The organism is Streptomyces sp. RKAG337, assembly GCF_023701715.1.
In the GTDB taxonomy this organism is placed as follows: domain Bacteria; phylum Actinomycetota; class Actinomycetes; order Streptomycetales; family Streptomycetaceae; genus Actinacidiphila.
In genome coordinates this window covers 1,661,876-1,677,955 of sequence record NZ_JAJOZA010000001.1, presented here as the reverse complement: position 1 = coordinate 1,677,955, position 16,080 = coordinate 1,661,876, and the positions used below count along the sequence as shown (strand labels likewise).

15 protein-coding genes are annotated in these 16,080 nt (G+C 72.7%); 9 read left to right on the top strand and 6 right to left on the bottom strand.

The window, feature by feature from the left end; translation table 11 throughout:
* The first annotated feature begins 33 nt into the window (after positions 1–33).
* Positions 34–735, top strand: a complete 702-nt coding sequence (locus tag LNW73_RS07405; RefSeq protein ID WP_250978104.1) for a GntR family transcriptional regulator — start codon at positions 34–36, stop codon at positions 733–735.
* Between the two features lie 122 nt (positions 736–857).
* Here LNW73_RS07405 and LNW73_RS07400 read toward each other — a convergent pair whose 3' ends face one another.
* Positions 858–1,139: an HPr family phosphocarrier protein gene (locus tag LNW73_RS07400; RefSeq protein WP_138357493.1), complete on the bottom strand. Its 282-nt coding sequence runs from the start codon at positions 1,137–1,139 to the stop codon at positions 858–860.
* A 228-nt stretch (positions 1,140–1,367) separates the two neighbouring features.
* Between LNW73_RS07400 and LNW73_RS07395 the strand changes: the two genes are divergently transcribed.
* The 4 genes from LNW73_RS07395 to LNW73_RS07380 are packed head-to-tail and all read left to right on the top strand — an operon-like array spanning position 1,368 to position 6,683.
* Entirely contained in the window at positions 1,368–4,133 is a 2,766-nt protein-coding gene (locus LNW73_RS07395) for a bifunctional acetate--CoA ligase family protein/GNAT family N-acetyltransferase (RefSeq protein WP_250989393.1), read from the top strand.
* Positions 4,134–4,160: 27 nt separating this feature from the next.
* Positions 4,161–4,745 (top strand): DUF5998 family protein, encoded by a 585-nt coding sequence (locus tag LNW73_RS07390; RefSeq protein WP_138357495.1) that lies wholly within the window; start codon positions 4,161–4,163, stop codon positions 4,743–4,745.
* The gene (locus tag LNW73_RS07385; protein WP_250989392.1) at positions 4,745–5,944 is read left to right on the top strand and encodes an alkaline phosphatase family protein; all 1,200 of its coding nucleotides are present in this window, start codon (positions 4,745–4,747) and stop codon (positions 5,942–5,944) included. The genes LNW73_RS07390 and LNW73_RS07385 overlap by 1 nt, the downstream gene beginning before the upstream one ends.
* A 55-nt stretch (positions 5,945–5,999) precedes the next feature.
* A complete protein-coding gene (locus tag LNW73_RS07380) occupies positions 6,000–6,683 on the top strand; it encodes a thymidine kinase (protein WP_138357497.1) in 684 nt (227 codons plus the stop codon).
* On the opposite strand, the gene LNW73_RS07375 is transcribed toward LNW73_RS07380, so the two are convergent.
* Positions 6,664–7,437: a VOC family protein gene (locus LNW73_RS07375; protein ID WP_250989391.1), complete on the bottom strand. Its 774-nt coding sequence runs from the start codon at positions 7,435–7,437 to the stop codon at positions 6,664–6,666. The genes LNW73_RS07380 and LNW73_RS07375 overlap by 20 nt on opposite strands.
* A gap of 214 nt (positions 7,438–7,651) precedes the next feature.
* Here LNW73_RS07375 and LNW73_RS07370 point away from each other — a divergent pair, with 214 nt between their 5' ends.
* Positions 7,652–8,479, top strand: coding sequence for a sulfurtransferase (locus LNW73_RS07370; protein ID WP_250978108.1), 828 nt, complete (start codon positions 7,652–7,654; stop codon positions 8,477–8,479).
* 103 nt (positions 8,480–8,582) lie between these two features.
* Here LNW73_RS07370 and sepH read toward each other — a convergent pair whose 3' ends face one another.
* Positions 8,583–9,647, bottom strand: coding sequence for a septation protein SepH (sepH, locus tag LNW73_RS07365; RefSeq protein ID WP_250989390.1), 1,065 nt, complete (start codon positions 9,645–9,647; stop codon positions 8,583–8,585).
* A 431-nt stretch (positions 9,648–10,078) separates the two neighbouring features.
* On the opposite strand from sepH, the gene LNW73_RS07360 reads away from it, so the two are divergent.
* On the top strand, positions 10,079–10,921 hold the full coding sequence (locus LNW73_RS07360) for a hypothetical protein (RefSeq protein WP_250989389.1): 843 nt from the start codon (positions 10,079–10,081) through the stop codon (positions 10,919–10,921).
* Positions 10,922–10,943: 22 nt separating this feature from the next.
* On the opposite strand, the gene LNW73_RS07355 is transcribed toward LNW73_RS07360, so the two are convergent.
* Positions 10,944–12,272, bottom strand: coding sequence for a D-arabinono-1,4-lactone oxidase (locus LNW73_RS07355; RefSeq protein ID WP_250989388.1), 1,329 nt, complete (start codon positions 12,270–12,272; stop codon positions 10,944–10,946).
* Entirely contained in the window at positions 12,223–13,473 is a 1,251-nt protein-coding gene (locus tag LNW73_RS07350) for an MFS transporter (RefSeq protein WP_250989387.1), read from the bottom strand. The genes LNW73_RS07355 and LNW73_RS07350 overlap by 50 nt, the downstream gene beginning before the upstream one ends.
* 115 nt (positions 13,474–13,588) lie before the next feature.
* On the opposite strand from LNW73_RS07350, the gene LNW73_RS07345 reads away from it, so the two are divergent.
* Both LNW73_RS07345 and LNW73_RS07340 read left to right on the top strand, forming a co-directional pair.
* On the top strand, positions 13,589–14,716 hold the full coding sequence (locus LNW73_RS07345) for a ferrochelatase (RefSeq protein WP_250989386.1): 1,128 nt from the start codon (positions 13,589–13,591) through the stop codon (positions 14,714–14,716).
* Positions 14,717–14,724: 8 nt separating this feature from the next.
* Positions 14,725–15,513 (top strand): inositol monophosphatase family protein, encoded by a 789-nt coding sequence (locus LNW73_RS07340; RefSeq protein ID WP_374118052.1) that lies wholly within the window; start codon positions 14,725–14,727, stop codon positions 15,511–15,513.
* Between the two features lie 211 nt (positions 15,514–15,724).
* On the opposite strand, the gene LNW73_RS07335 is transcribed toward LNW73_RS07340, so the two are convergent.
* Positions 15,725–15,898: a hypothetical protein gene (locus LNW73_RS07335; RefSeq protein WP_250978115.1), complete on the bottom strand. Its 174-nt coding sequence runs from the start codon at positions 15,896–15,898 to the stop codon at positions 15,725–15,727.
* Between the last annotated feature and the right edge of the window lie 182 nt (positions 15,899–16,080).

Below are 16,080 nucleotides of genomic sequence, written 5' to 3'. Positions count from 1 at the left end.
GGAATAGAGTCGCCGAAGAATACGGGGAAAAGAATGGAGACCGGCGATGCGGAATCGGATGTGAACGGGACGGACGGCGCGGGGCGTCGTATCTCCGCACAGGTCGTGTGCACCGCGATCCGTGACGACATCGTCGGCGGTTTCTATCCGCCGGGCAGCCGGCTGACCGAGGAACTGCTGGCGAGGCGTTACGGGGTCTCCCGGGTCCCGGTGCGCGAGGCGCTGCGGACCCTGGAGTCGGAGGGGTTCGTCCGTACCCGCCGGCACGCGGGCGCCTCCGTCGCCGAGCCGACGGAGCAGGAGGCGGCCGACCTGCTGGAGATCCGCGGCCTGCTGGAGCCGCTGGGGGCCGCCAGGGCCGCGCAGCGGCGCACGGACGCCCACCTCAAGGTGTTGCGCGGGCTGGTGCGGCTGGGTCAGGAACGTTCCCAGCAGGGCCAGCTGTCGGATCTGCCGTCCCTGAACGGCTGGTTCCACGAGACGCTCGCCCAGGCCTCCGGCAGCCCCACGCTGGCCGCGCTGCTCACCCAGCTGCGGCACAAGATCGCCTGGGTGTACGGGGAGGGGGACCCCGGCCGGGCGGTGGAGTCCTGGGAGGAGCACGGCGCGATAGTCGACGCCGTGGCCCGCGGCGACGCGGAACGGGCCCGCAGGATCTCGGCCGGGCATGTGGAGCGCGCGGTCTCGGTGAGGACTCCGAAACACCCTGTATACGCCGCGCGGCGGCGGAATTAACAATGGCGCCGTATACAAGTGGGCAGAAATACCGTGGCCCTGAATAAAGAAAGGCGGGGCCGCGTTATCCATTCGGACAACGCGGCCCCGCCGAATTCCTGCACGGGCCTGCGCCCATGGGCTCAGACGGCTTCGGGGAGTTCCTCGAGACCCTCGGAGACCAGCTTGGCCAGCCGGTCGAGCGCGGCGTCGGCGCCATCGGCCTCCGACGCGAGCACGATCGGCTCGCCGCCCTGCGCGCCCAGGCCGAGCACGGCCAGCATCGAGGCGGCGTTGACGGCGTTGCCGTCCGCCTTCGCGATCGTCACCGGGACGCCGGCGGCGGTCACCGCGCGGACGAAGAGTGAAGCGGGGCGGGCGTGCAGGCCCTCGGCCCAGCCGACGGTGACACGGCGCTCAACCATGGTGTAGCCCTTCAGGTCGTTCCTGTTGTCTAGACCAGTCTCGCACGGGCAGAAGACTGCTCAGGCACCTCGACGCGGTTCAGCCTGCCCGCTGCGACGACCCCACGCTAGCCGGGCGCACCCGGTCAGCCGCCCGGTCGGCCGCCTGGACACCAGCCCGGACACCGGCCCGCACACCGGCCCGGTCAGCGGGGCGCGCCCGGACACCGGTCCGCATACCCTGGCCCCATGACGACTCCGGCCCCCCGCCCGTATCCGGTGCACTGGGAAGCGGACGTCGTCCTGCGCGACGGCGGCATCGCGCACATCCGGCCCATCGGGCCAGGCGACGCCCAGCGGCTGGTGGACTTCTACGAGCAGGTCTCCGACGAGTCGAAGTACTACCGCTTCTTCGCGCCGTACCCCCGGCTCTCCGACCGCGACGTGCACCGCTTCACCCACCACGACTACGACGACCGGGTGGGCCTGGCCGCCACCATCGGCGACGAGTTCATCGCCACCGTCCGCTACGACCGCATCGACGCGGAGGGCCGGCCGGCCAGCGGGGACGCCTACCGGGCCGAGGTGGCGTTCCTCGTCCAGGACTCCCACCAGGGCCGCGGCGTGGCCTCCGCGCTGCTGGAGCACATCGGGGCGGTCGCCCGCGAGCGCGGCATCCTGCGCTTCATCGCCGAAGTGCTGCCCGCCAACCGCAAGATGGTCAAGGTCTTCACCGACGCCGGCTACACCCAGCAGCGCAGTTTCACCGACGGCGTCGTCCACCTCGAACTCGACCTGGAGCCCACCGAGGCGTCGGTCCAGGTGATGCGGGCCCGCGAGCACCGCGCCGAAGCCCGTTCGGTGCAGCGGCTGCTCACCCCCCGGTCGGTGGCGGTGATCGGCGCGAGCAGGCGGCCCGGCGGCGTCGGCCGCACCCTGCTGCGCAACCTGGTCGCTGGCGGCTTCACCGGCCGGGTGCACGCCGTCAACCGCTCGTTCCCCGAAGGGGAGAGCACCCTCGACGGCGTCCGCGCGCACCGCGACGTCGCCGGGATCCCCGAACCGGTCGACCTGGCGATCATCGCGGTGCCCGCCGAGAACGTGCCCGCCGCCGTCGCGGCCTGCGGCGAACACGGCGTCCAGGGGCTGGTCGTGGTCACCGCCGGATACGCGGAATCCGGCCCCGAGGGCCGGGAGCGGCAGCGCGAACTGGTGCGCCAGGCCCGCTCGTACGGCATGCGGGTCATCGGCCCCAACGCCTTCGGCATCGTCAACACCGCGGCGGGCGTACGCCTCAACGCCTCGCTCTCGCCCGAGGTCCCGGCCACCGGACGGCTCGGGCTGTTCACCCAGTCCGGGGCGATCGGCATCGCACTGCTGTCCGGACTGCACCGGCGCGGCGCCGGCCTCTCCTCGTTCGTGTCGGCGGGCAACCGGGCCGACGTCTCCGGCAACGACCTGCTGCAGTTCTGGCAGGACGACCCGGACACCGACGCGGTCCTGATGTACCTCGAATCCTTCGGCAACCCGCGCAAGTTCACCCGGCTCGCCAAGCGGACCGCCGCCAGCAAGCCGGTCGTGGTCGTCAAGGGCGCCCTGCACTCCGGCACCACCCCGGCCGGGCACGCCGTGTCCCCGACACGGATCCCGGACAGCACGGTGTCCGCGCTCTTCCGGCAGGCCGGGGTGATCCGCGTCGACACGGTCACCGAACTCCTGGACGTGGGCCTGCTGCTCTCCTTCCAGCCCATCCCGCGCGGCGGCCGGGTCGCGATCCTCGGCAACTCCGACTCCCTCGGGCTGCTCACCTACGACGCGGCCCTGACCGCCGGGCTGCGGCCGATCGCGCCGATCGACCTCACCACGTCGGCCGGGCCCGACGACTTCCGCACCGCGCTCGCCGCGGCGCTGGCCGACGACGCCAGCGACGCCGTCGTCGTCACCGCCATCCCCCGGGTCGGCTGCGAGGACGCCCCCGACCCCGAGTCCGGCGACGACCCGGCCCTCGCGCGGGCGCTGCGCGCGGCCGCGGCCGGCTCCGGCAAGCCCGTCGTGGTCGCCCATCTCGCCCTGGAGACCATGGCCGACCGGCTGGGCGCCCCGCTCCCGGAGGACCCCGCCGGGCAGCCGGCGGAGCAGGCGCGGATTCCCGCGTATCCCGCCGCCGACCGCGTGGTGCGGGCGCTGGCGGAGGCGGTGGAGTACGCGCGGTGGCGGCACGAGGCCGAGACACCCGGCCGGGTGCCGCAGTTCACCGACATCGAGGAGAGCGCGGCCGCCGCCGACGTGGCGCGGCTGCTGGACGCGGGGGAGACGGAGGGCGAGCACGGCGTCGTCCTCGACGACACGGCCGCCGCCGCGCTTCTGGGGCGTTACGGGATCACGGTGCGGTCCGCGCTGCCCGCGCCCGGGATCGGCGCCGCGCTGGCCGCCGCCGGGCGGCTCGGCTACCCGGTGGCGCTCAAGACGACGGCGCCGCACCTGCGGCACCGGGCCGACCTCGGCGGGGTCCGGCTCGACCTCGCGGACGAGGGCGATCTGCGGCGGGCCTACGAGGAGCTGACCGCGCGGCTCGGCAAGCCGGAGGAGCTGCTGCTGGTGGTGCAGGCGATGGCACCGCGCGGGGTGGACACCGTCGTCCGCGCCGCGGTCGACCCGGCGGTCGGCGCCGTGCTCTCGTTCGGCCTGGCCGGAGCCCCCTCGGAGCTGCTGGGGGACACCTCGCACCGACTGGTGCCGGCCACCGACCGGGACGCCGCCGAACTGGTGCGCTCCATCAAGGCCGCCCCGCTGCTCTTCGGCTGGCGCGGCAGCGAACCGGTGGACACCGCGGCCCTGGAGGAGCTGCTGCTGCGGGTCTCGCTGCTGGTCGACGACCTCCCGGAAGTGGTCGCCGTCGACCTGGAGCCGGTGGTCGTCGCGGCCCGCGGCCTCACCGTGCTGGGAGCGTCCGTCCGCCTCGACCGGCCGCCCGCCAGAACCGATCTCGGACCACGCGCACTGTCGTCCTTCTGAGCGGTACCCGCCCTTAAGATGGACCCCATGGCGAAGACCGGTATGACGACCCAGGGCCTGCGCACGGCCATCGAGCGCAGCGGCTACTACCCGGCCCTGGTGGCCGAGGCCGTCGAGGCCGCGGTGGGCGGCGAACCGGTGGCGTCGTACCTGGTCCATCAGGAGACGACGTTCGACGCGAACGAGGTGCGCCGGCATGTGACGGTGCTGGTCATCACCGACCACCGCTTCATCGTGAGCCACACCGACGAGCAGGCCGCCGACGACACGTCCCCGACCCCGTACGCGACCACCTCCACCGAGTCCGTGAAGATCGGCCGGATCTCGTCCGTGGTGGTCAGCCGCGTGGTGGCCAACCCCGAGGCGTACGTACCGGGCACGCTGCCGCGCGAGGTCGTGCTGACCATCGGCTGGGGCGCCGTCAGCCGGCTGGACCTGGAGCCCGCCGCCTGCGGCGACCCCAACTGCGACGCCGACCACGGCTACACCGGCTCCTCGACCGCCGACGACCTGTCCCTGCGCGTCAGCGAGGCCGGCGACGGGCCCGACGCGGTACGCCAGGCCCTGGCCTTCGCGCAGGCGCTCTCCGAGGCGACGGCGGCCGACCGCTGATGGTGCACGCCGTACCCGCCTACGACCCCGCGCCCCTGGATCCGCGTACCGCACCGGCACCGCTCTACGGCACCGCTTCGCTCTGCGACCTCTTCCCCGCGGCGGCCGCCGGGCTCGCCGTCCCCGGGATGCCCGCCACCGGCCTCGAACTGGCCCCCGCCGACCGCGTCTGCGTCTTCCTGGTCGACGGCATGGGCTGGGAGCTGCTGCGCGCGCACCCCGAGGAGGCGCCCTTTCTCGCCTCCCTGATGCACACCTCGACCGGCGGCACCGGGCAGCCGCTCACCGCGGGCTTCCCGTCCACCACCGCGACCTCGCTCGCCTCGGTCGGCACCGGCCTGGCGCCGGCCCGCCACGGGCTCGCCGGCTACACCGTGCTGGACCCCTCCTCCGGCCGGCTGATGAACCAGCTGCGCTGGCAGCCCTGGACCGATCCGCACGTGTGGCAGCCGTACCCCACCGTCTTCCAGCTCGCCGACGCCGCCGGGGTCGCGACCTGCCAGGTGTCCTCGCCGAACTTCCAGCACACCCCGCTGACGAAGATCGCGCTCAGTGGCGGCACCTTCCACGGCCGGCTCACCGGCGACGAGCGGATGGACCTGGCGGCCGACCGGCTCGGCGCCGCCGACCGGACGCTCGTCTACACGTACTACAGCGAGCTGGACTCCATGGGCCACCGGCACGGCGTCGACTCCGACGCCTGGCGCGGCCAGTTGATGATGGTCGACCGGCTCGCCCAGCGGCTGGCCGAGCAACTCCCGCCGCGCTCCGCGCTGTACATCACCGCCGACCACGGCATGATCGACATCCCGTTCGACGACGAGTCCAGGATCGACTTCGACGAGGACTGGGAACTCAGCGCCGGCGTCGCCGTCCTCGGCGGCGAGGCCCGCGCCCGCCATGTCTACGCCGTGCCGGGTGCCGCCGCCGACGTGTACACGGTGTGGAGCGAGGTGCTCGGCGAACAGATGTGGGTCGCCACCCGTGAAGAGGCCGTCGCGGCGGGCTGGTTCGGCCGCCCCGGCGACCCCGTCGACGAACGGGTGCTCGGCCGGATCGGCGATGTGATCGCCGTGGCCCGCGACGACATCGCGGTCATCGCGAGCCGCACCGAGGCGGGGGAGTCCCAGATGGTCGGCCTGCACGGCTCGATGACCCCCGTCGAGCAGCAGGTGCCGCTGCTCGAAGTACGTTCCTGACCCGCAGCGCAGCCCCCTCCTCCGTCCTGCCTCCTGAAAGGCCGTCGCCCTCCTCATGCCCGAGCTCGTGTTCTTCTCCGGAACGATGGACTGCGGAAAGAGCACCCTCGCTCTTCAGATCGAGCACAACCGCTCGACACGGGGGCTGCAGGGCATGATCTTCACCCGCGACGACCGGGCGGGCGAGGGCGTGCTCTCCTCCCGGCTGGGCCTGTCCACCAAGGCGATCGAGGCCGCCGACGACGTCGACTTCTACGGCTATGTGGTCTCCCACCTGTCGGGCGGCGGCCGTGCCGACTACGTCCTGGTCGACGAGGCGCAGTTCTTCGCGCCCGCCCAGATCGACCAGCTCGCCCGGATCGTCGACGACCTGGGCCTGGACGTCTTCGCCTTCGGCATCACCACCGACTTCAGGACCAAGCTCTTCCCCGGGTCGCAGCGGCTCGTCGAGATGGCCGACCGCATCGAGGTCCTGCAGGTCGAGGCGCTGTGCTGGTGCGGGGCCCGCGCCACCCACAACGCCCGCACCATAGACGGCCAGATGGTCGTCGAAGGCGCGCAGGTCGTCGTCGGCGACGTCAACCGCCCGGCCAGCGAAGTGGGTTACGAGGTGCTGTGCCGCCGTCACCACACCCGGCGGATGACGGCGGCGAGCGCTCAGGCCGCGACGCTGTCCCCGGACGTGCTGCCGGTGGACCAGGCCGTCGACCGGAACGGGGTCAGCGGGCCGCGTCGATGACGGTGAAGACGGCGCCCTCGGGGTCGGCCACCGTCGCCAGCCGCCCGTAGCCCGAGTCCCGGGCCGGCTGCAGCACCCGGCCGCCCAGCTCGACCACCCGGCGGGCCGCCGCGTCGGTGTCCGCCACGGCGAAGTACGTCATCCAGTGGGCGCCCCGGTCACGGGGCAGCGACTGGCCGACGCCGTGGATCCCGGCCACCGGACGGCCCTTCAGCCGCAGGGTGAGGTAGTCGAAGTCCGCCGCCACCTCGGGCTCCGTCTCGTACCCGAAGACATCGGTGTAGAACTTCGCGACGGTCGACGACTCGCGCGTCACCAGCTCGTTCCAGGCCAGCGTGCCCGGCTCGCCGATGACGTCGGCGCCGGGGTGGCGCTGGGCCTGCCAGATCCCGAAGACCGCGCCCGACGGGTCGACGGCCACCGCCATCCGCCCCTCGTGATCGGCGTCCAGCGGGCCGACGCCCACCGTGCCGCCGCACTCCCGGATCAGCTCCGCGGTGACGTCCGCGTCGTCGCAGGCCAGCAGCGTGGTCCAGGAGACCGGCAGATGCCGGTCCTTCGGGCCGTCTCCGATCCCGGCGATCTGCCGCCCGCCCAGCTCGGCCCGGACATAGGGGCCGAGGTGCTGCGGTCCCTCGTGGAACTCCCATCCGAACAGGGCACCGTAGAACTCCTGGGCCGCATCCAGATTGTGTGCCATCAAGCTGACCCAGCAGGGCGTGCCGGGGGGACGCCGGCTCGGTACCTCGGTCATTGAATTCTCTCCTCGGGGCCGGCGCGGGGGGCATTCGGGGGAGGTGCCGAAGTCGATGGTTCCACCACCGGGCCCGCGGCGCGCCCCGGCCGCGCCGCATCCAACCCCTAAGTGCTGAATAGTGCCCGTTTTGGTATTTGACTTCCGTTTCGAGACGGTGGCCGCGCGACGGCGATCAGTCGAACGTCCAACGTGTGAGGCCCACAATGGACGTATGGAACCCATTATCGCTGCAGCCGAACTCGCGAGCGAGCTGAGCCGGACCACCGTCCTCGACGTCCGCTACCGGCTCGGTGCTCCTCCCGGCCGTCCGGAGTACGAGGCGGGTCACATCCCCGGAGCGGTCTACGTCGACCTCGAATCCGAGCTGGCCGGCGAACCCGGCGCGGGCGGCCGGCACCCGCTGCCCGACCCGGAGGTCTTCGGCGCCGCGATGCGCGCGGCGGGCGTCAGCGCCGACCGTGACGTCGTCGTCTACGATGCCGCGCAGGGCTGGGGGGCCGCTCGCGCCTGGTGGATGCTGCGCTGGACGGGCCACACCCGGGTCCGGGTCCTGGACGGCGGACTGGCCGCGTGGACCGCCGCCGGGCAGCCGCTGGAGACCGGAACGGCGGATCCCGTCCACGGTGACTTCACCCCCGCCGTCGGATCGACGCCGCTGCTGACCGCCGACGACGCGGCGGCGCTGGCCCGGCGCGGACTGCTGCTCGACGCGCGGGCGGGCGAGCGGTACCGGGGCGAGGTCGAGCCGATCGACCCGGTCGCCGGCCACATTCCGGGCGCGGTGAGCGCTCCGACCACGGAGAACCTGGCGGCGGACGGCCGCTTCCTGCCGGCCGAGGTGCTGGCGGCCCGGTTCGCGGAGCTGGGCGCCAAGGACTCCGCCGAGGTCGGCGTCTACTGCGGCTCGGGCGTCTCGGCGGCGCAGGAGGTGCTGGCGCTGGCGGTCGCGGGCATCCCCGCCGCGCTGTACGTGGGTTCGTGGAGCGAATGGACGGCCGACGCGGACCGTCCGGTCGCCACCGGCGCGCAGCCGGGCTGACCCCCGAACCGGGGCTCAGGACCGGGGCCCCTGACAGGGGTGGGGCGGACAGGTAAGGGGCGGCGCACCAGGTGCGCCGCCCCTTACCGTCGATGTCTGCCGGTCACTCCTGCTTCTTGCGGCGGCTGCCGAAGACGATCTCGTCCCAGCTGGGCACCGTCGCCCGGCGTCCCGGCCGGACACCGTCCGCCTCGGCCTGCCGGTCCGTGGTGCCGACCAGCCGGTCACGGTGACCCGCGACGGCCCGCGGCATCAGGACGTCCGCGTAGGCGGAACCCGCACCCGCGCTCGCCGCGGGCGGAGCGGCCTCCTCGGCCGCCGGCTCCTCCGGCTGCTCCGCCGGAGCGGTCTCCGGCGGCGCGGACGGCGGTGACGGTACGACCATGTCGCCGCGGAAGCTCGGCACCGCCTCCAGCAGGCTGGTGAGCGAGTCCCGGTCCTCCTCGGCACGCTCGGCACTGCGCTCCTGCGGCCGGTCGGGGCGTTCCAGCTGCCGGTCGAGCGCCCGGTCCAGCGGGCGGTCCCTGGGCAGCCGGGCGATCCGCGGTACGAAGGGGAAGCTCGGCGGCTCCTTGGAGTCCTGGGTCTCCGGAGTCTCCTGCTGGGTGGTCTCGCCGATCAGCGCCCGTGCCTCGTCGTCCACGGCCTGGACGAGCCGCCGGGGCGGGTCGTACGTCCAGCTCGCGGAGTGCGGTTCACCGGCCACCCGGTAGACCAGCAGGACCTCCCAGGTGCCGTCGTCACGACGCCAGGAGTCCCAGAGAACGGTCTCCTTCTCGGCGCCGCGCAGCAGCAGCCGCTCCGCGACCGCTTCCCCGAGCTGCGGTCCGGCGCTCTCGCCGTGCCGCCGCACCGGGGTCTTCCTGGCCCGCTCGGCCATGAAGGCGCGCTCGGCGAGCACCGGACCCTCGAAGCGGCGCACCCGTTCCACCGCGATACCGGCGGTCTGGGCCACCTCTTCCGCCGAGGCTCCGGCTCGTATCCGTGCCTGGATGTCCCGTGGCCGCAGGTGGCTCTCGACCTCGATCTGACCGAGGCGGGCACGGTCATTGCGTACCGCTGCCCGGAGTCGCTCGTCGATGGGGAGCGAGTATTCCGTGCTGTCTGCAGCCTTGAGCACCAGTCGTGTGCCGTCGTTGCTGACGGCCACGACACGCAGTTCGGGCATGGGAACCTCCCGGGTGGTGCCTGCCGACGTCACGTGCGTCGCTGCTCCCGTTGGACGAGTGTGGCCTGCCCAGGTGCGGCACGCCACAACCTTGCAGGGTTACCCGGCGTGTCGGGCAGGTGCCGTGACTCGCCGTTATGGGACGGTGACCAGTTGACCACTCAGAGTGACCAAACGCGGCACCCCGGGATGAGCACCGCCTCCGGGCTCCCCTCCCGTTGGTCCGGGCAACCGGACGGGAAGCCGGAGCCAGGATTCGCCACAGTACTCCATTCGGGCCACTGGGGTGGGTTGCGGCGCCGCCGAAGTTCTCCCGCGACAAGGGAGTTGAGTGGCGAGGCTCACAGAATGTCCGCAAGTGGAACTACTGCCTTCGCCCATATGTCTCTTCTCTGTGCAAGGAGGATGAGATCGGCTACCCAGGTATGGATATGGATGAAAAGGACGAGCGCGAGGAAACGTCCCAGCGGGGACGGCTGGACCTGAGCGTCCCCCAAGTGGCGGGCAGTGCGCTGGCGGCCGTGACCGCGGCGCTGCTGGCGTCGCAGCTCGGTGTGTACGGGACGATCATCGGCGCCGGCGTGGTCAGCATCGTGGCCACCGCGGGCGGCACGGTCTTCCAGCACTTCTTCCGGCGCACCGGCGAACAGATCCGCACGGTGTCCACCCGGCACCTGCCGGTCTCCGTCCCGGGGACGGACCCGGAGGCGGGGGCGGGCTCCACCCGGCTGCTGGAGGAACTGCCGCCACCGGGCGAGGACGAAAGGCCCGACGGGGAGTACGGCGAGGCGACCGTGCACGGCACGACCAAGCGCGGCTGGCGCAAGTCGGCGATCGGCGCCGTGGTCGTCTTCGTGCTGGCGATGGGCACCGTCACCTCGATCGAGCTGGCCACCGGATCGGAGCCGTCGGTCAAGGCGGTCTTCGACGGCGGCTCGAACCACCGACCGGCCGACCGGCCGAGCGCCCCGGCCTCCGATCCGGCCGGCACCTCAGGGGACACCCCCTCGCCCGGATCGTCGACGACTCCTTCGGAGTCCTCGTCGCCGTCGCCGACCCCCTCGGGCAGCGGCAGCGGCAGCGGCAGCGGCTCGCCGACGCCGGACCCGAGCGGTTCCCCGTCACCGAGCGGCAGCCCGAGCACCAGCACCCCGCCGACCCCTGACCCCAGCCGGTCCTCGGACGACGGCAAGGGCGGTACGGGCGGCTCCGCGTCTCCCGGCGCCCAGGGCGGCGCCCAGGGGGCCGCGGCGGGCGCCGGGACGCAGAACTGAGCGCCGGGGACCTCGGCCGGTCCTACGCGCCGAGCACGCGCCGCAGATAGTCGTTGGCGAAGAGCCGTTGCGGGTCCAGCCGGTCGCGCAGGGCGGTGAACTCGCCGAAGCGCGGATAGACCCCGGAGAAGTACTCCGCGTCACGGGTGTGCACCTTGCCCCAGTGCGGCCGGCCCTGGTGCGCGGTCATGATCTTCTCGGCCGCGGTGAAGTACTCCTGGTAGCGGCTGCCCCGGTACATGTGGACGGCGATGTACGCGCTGTCGCGGCCGGAGGCGGTGGACAGGGTGATGTCGTCGGCGGGCGCGATCCGCACCTCCACCGGGAAGCTGATCCGCAGCCCCGAGGACTCGACCATCGCCTTGAGCTCGCGGATCGCCCCGACGGCCGCCTCGCGCGGCACGGCGTACTCCATCTCCACGAACCGCACCCGGCGCGGACTGGTGAAGACCTTGTACGCGATGTCGGTGTACGTGCGGGCCGACAGCGCGCGGCTGGAGACCTTCGCGATGCCGGGGATGGTGCCGGGAGCGGCCCTGCCGAGCGAACAGGCGGCCTGGAACAGCCCGTTGGACAGCAGCTCGTCGTCGATCCAGCCCTTGACGGGGGAGAGCGGGGCGGCCGGGCCCTGACTGCGGTTGTTGCGCTTGGTGTTGCAGCTGTCCGTGTGCGGGAACCAGTAGAACTCGAAGTGCTCGTTCTCCGTCGTCAGCTGGTCGAACTCCGCCATGACCCGGTCGAAGCCCATCGGCTCCTCGCGGGCGGTGAGCAGGAACAGCGGTTCGACCGCGAAGGTGATCGCGCTGATCACCCCGAGGGCGCCGAGGCCGAGCCGGGCCGCCGCGAAGACATCGGCGTTCTCGTCCGCCGAGCAGGTCAGCACCGAGCCGTCGGCCAGCACCAGTTCCAAGCCCTTGATCTGGGCGGATATCGATCCCGAGTCACGGCCGGTGCCATGGGTGCCGGTGCTGGTGGCGCCCGCCACCGTCTGCTCCATGATGTCGCCCATGTTGGTCAGCGACAGGCCCTCGGCGGCCAGCGCCGCGTTCAGCTGGTGGAGCGGAACCCCCGCCTCCACGGTGATCGTGCCGCGCTCGCGGTCGATCTCCCGGATCGCCGCCAGCCGGTCCGGCCGGATGAGGACCCCACCGGTGGCGGCCGCGGCGGTGAAGGAGTGCCCGGTGCCCACGGCCTTCGCCGTCAGCCCGTCCTCGGCTGCCCTGCGAACGGCGGCGGACAGCTCGTCCACCGAGGCCGGCGACACACTGCGCTGCGGCTGGGAGGTGACGTTCCCCGCCCAGTTACGCCACACCTTCTCGGCGGATCCGTTCATCGTGCTCGTCGTGCTCATACGTACGCGGCCCCTCCTGCTCCGGCGCCGGCCGCAGCCGGCGGAACCCCAGGACTGCCACCACCACGGCGAGTGCCCCGGCGGCGGCCGGCACCGCGTACGCCGCTTCCGCCCCCGACGAGTCGATCACCCACCCGGACACCGAGGCTCCGAGAGCCACGCCGACCGTGATGCCTGTGCTCACCCACGTCATGCCTTCGGTCAGCTTCGCACGCGGTACCAGCTGTTCGACCAGGGCCATGGTGATGACCATCGTCGGTGCGATGGACAGGCCCGCGACGAACAGCGCTACGGCCAGGAACCACAAGTTTCCGACCAGTAGGAGCGGGATCATACTCACAGCCATCACGCACACACCCACCAGGAAGCCCCGGGAGGCGGGCCCTTTCAGCCGGAGCAGCCCGAAGGCCAGTCCCGCGACGCAGGAGCCGAACGCGTACACCGCGAGCACCAGGCTGGCCGCGGCCTTGTGGCCCAGCTCGTCGGCGAAGGCCACCGTCGTGACCTCGACCGAGCCGAAGATCGCGCCGGTGCAGGCGAAGGTGGTCACCAGCACCTGGAGGCCGGGGGAGCGCAGCGCCGAGCCGCCCGCGTGGGAGGCGGTGGGGTGCGGGACCGGTTCCGTGGAGCGCTGAGCGGTCAGCAGGAACGTGCCGACCGCGAGGAAGACCGCCGCGAGCAGCGGGCCGGCCTCGGGGAACCAGACGGTGCACAGCCCGATCGACAGGATCGGGCCGACGATGAAGCAGACCTCGTCGACCACCGACTCGAACGAGTACGCGGTGTGCATCGCGGGGGTGCCGTGGTGGATCACCGCCCAGCGGGCCCGGACCATCGCGCCCAGGCTCGGGGTGGCGCCCGCCATGACGGCGAAGACGAAGAGCGTCCAGTCCGGCGTGTCCCACACGACGCACAGCAGCAGGCCCGCCACCGCCAGCACGGTGACCGCCGCCGCCGGGCGCAGCACGCGGCGCTGCCCGTGGCGGTCGACGAGCCGCGACACCTGCGGGCCCATCACGGCGCCGGACATCGCGAGCGTCGCGGAGAGCGCGCCCGCCAGCCCGTAGCGGCCGGTGACCTGGGAGATCATCGTCACGATGCCGATGCCCAGCATCGACAGCGGCAGCCGGCCGATGAAACCGGCGGCCGAGAAACCCTTGGTTCCAGGTGCTGCGAAGATCGCGCGATACGGGCTGGACACGGGCACTCCACGGCGTCTTCGCCGGCGTCGGTAAGGCTTGTGACTGTCCTCCACAGGTTACGTGGCGGGGCAATCGCTTTTCTGGACGCCGGGCACCAGTGGCAGGATCGGACCCATGTCCGATCACAACGAGGCCGGTCCCGCGGCCGGGCCCTATGACGCGCTGCTCCTGCTGTCCTTCGGCGGCCCCGAGGGACCCGACGACGTCGTCCCGTTCCTGGAGAACGTCACCCGGGGCCGGGGCATCCCCCGGGAGCGGCTGAAGGAGGTCGGACAGCACTACTTCCTGTTCGGCGGGGTCAGCCCGATCAACGCGCAGAACCGCGAGCTGCTCGACGCGCTGCGCAAGGACTTCGGCGAGCACGGCGTCGCCCTGCCGGTCTACTGGGGCAACCGCAACTGGGCGCCCTACCTGGTCGACACGCTGCGCGAGATGACCGACGACGGGCACCGCCGCATCCTGGTGCTCGCCACCAGCGCCTACGCGTCGTACTCCGGCTGCCGCCAGTACCGCGAGAACCTGGCCGGCGCCCTCGCCGAGCTCGCGGCCGAGGGCCGGCCGGTGCCGCGCGTCGACAAGCTGCGGCACTACTTCAACCACCCCGGCTTCGTGGAACCCATGACCGACGCGGTCCTCACCGCGCTCGGCGAACTTCCCGCCGAGGTCAGGGCCGGCGCCCACCTGGCGTTCACCACGCACTCCATCCCGACCGCCGCCGCCGACACCTCGGGCCCGGTGGAGGGCCACGGGAACGGCGGCGCCTACGTGGCGCAGCACCTGGACACCGCCCGGGTGATCGCCGACGCGGTACGGGAGGCGACCGGCACCGAGCACCCGTGGCGGCTCGTCTACCAGTCGCGCAGCGGCGCCCCGCACATCCCGTGGCTGGAGCCGGACATCTGCGACCACCTCGTGGAGCAGCACGAGAGCGGCGCGCCCGCGGTCGTCATGGTCCCGATCGGCTTCGTCTCCGACCACATGGAGGTCACGTACGACCTCGACACCGAGGCGGCCGCCAAAGCCGCCGAGCTGGGGCTGCCGGTCGCCCGGGCCGCGACCGTGGGCGCCGACCCCCGGTTCGCCGCCGCCGTGCGCGACCTGGTCCTGGAGCGGGCGGCGAAGGAGCGCGGCCTGGCGCCGCGGCCCTGCGCGCTGGGCGCGCTCGGCTCGAGCCACGACGTCTGCCCGGCGGGCTGCTGCCCGTCCCGGAGCCCCCAGCCCGCTGTCGCGGGCACCGACTGAGGAGAGCCGTGAGCACCGAACTGCTGGAGATCGCGCTGGAAGCCGCCCACAAGGCGGGCGAACTGCTGCGCACCGGCCGGCCCGCCGACCTCGGGGTGGCGGCCACCAAGTCGAGCCCGATCGACGTCGTCACCGAGATGGACATCGCCGCCGAGAAGCTGATCACCGAACTCATCGCGAAGCACCGTCCCCAGGACGGTTTCCTCGGCGAGGAGGGCACCGAGAGCCCGGGCACCAGCGGGGTGCGCTGGGTCGTCGATCCGCTCGACGGCACCGTCAACTACCTGTACGGGCTGCCCTCCTGGTCCGTGAGCATCGCGGCCGAGCGGGACGGCGAGACGGTGGTGGGGGTCGTCGCGGCCCCCATGCGCGGCGAGACCTACCGGGCGGTGCTCGGGCAGGGCGCCTTCGTCAACGACACCCCCGCCCGGCCGCGCCCGGTGCCCGAGTTCTCGCACGCCCTGGTCGGCACCGGCTTCAGCTACCTCACGGACCGCCGGGTGACGCAGGCCGAGGTGCTGCGCACCCTGCTGCCGAAGGTGCGCGACATCCGGCGCGGGGGATCGGCCGCCATCGACCTCTGCGACGTGGGCTGCGGACGGCTCGACGCGTACTACGAGCGCGGCCTCAATCCGTGGGACTTCGCGGCCGGCGCCCTCTTCGCCCGGGAGGCGGGCGTCCGCACCGGCGGGCGCCCCGGACAGGCTCCCTCGAACGAGCTGACCGTCGCCGCGGGACCCGGCCTCTTCGAAGCGCTCCAGGGCCTGCTGGAGGACCTGGGAGCCTGGCACGACTGACCCCGGACCGGGACGGCCGTCCGCGGGCGGCAGGGGTGCGCCGGTGTCCTTCGGCGGGTGCTCCGGCGGATCCCCGCCGGAACGCCCGTCCGGTCCCCGCCCGCGTTTCCCCGCCCGCGCACGCGAACGCCCCGGCACCGTGGAGGTGTCCGGGGCGGGCCGACGGCCGCTGCGCTGCCGTTCCGGGTCGGGTTCCGGGTCGGAGGGTCGGTCAGGCGACCTTGGACTGGATGTGCACGCCATGTTCCGCGGCCAGGCGCCGCAGATCGTCGAGCTCGCTCTGTTCGACCTCGGCGAGGAACTCGTCGCCGGCCTCACGGGCGTGGTGGAGGTCGGATTCAGTGCTGTGTATCCGCTGCAGGATTCCGGTGGTGAATGCGTCCATCTGCTGGCGCCCCCTCGTCGTCGTCGTTGACACGGGGTGTGTCAAAGCCCATAACGGCGCGGCGGGATGCGCGTCGGGGCTTGGTTGGTGGGTGTACGACGGGTCCTCCCCGGGCCCGGCGACGAGGAAACCTTGAGCGGACGACGAATTCCGGTCCGGTCGCCACTTACCGCCGGTTTACG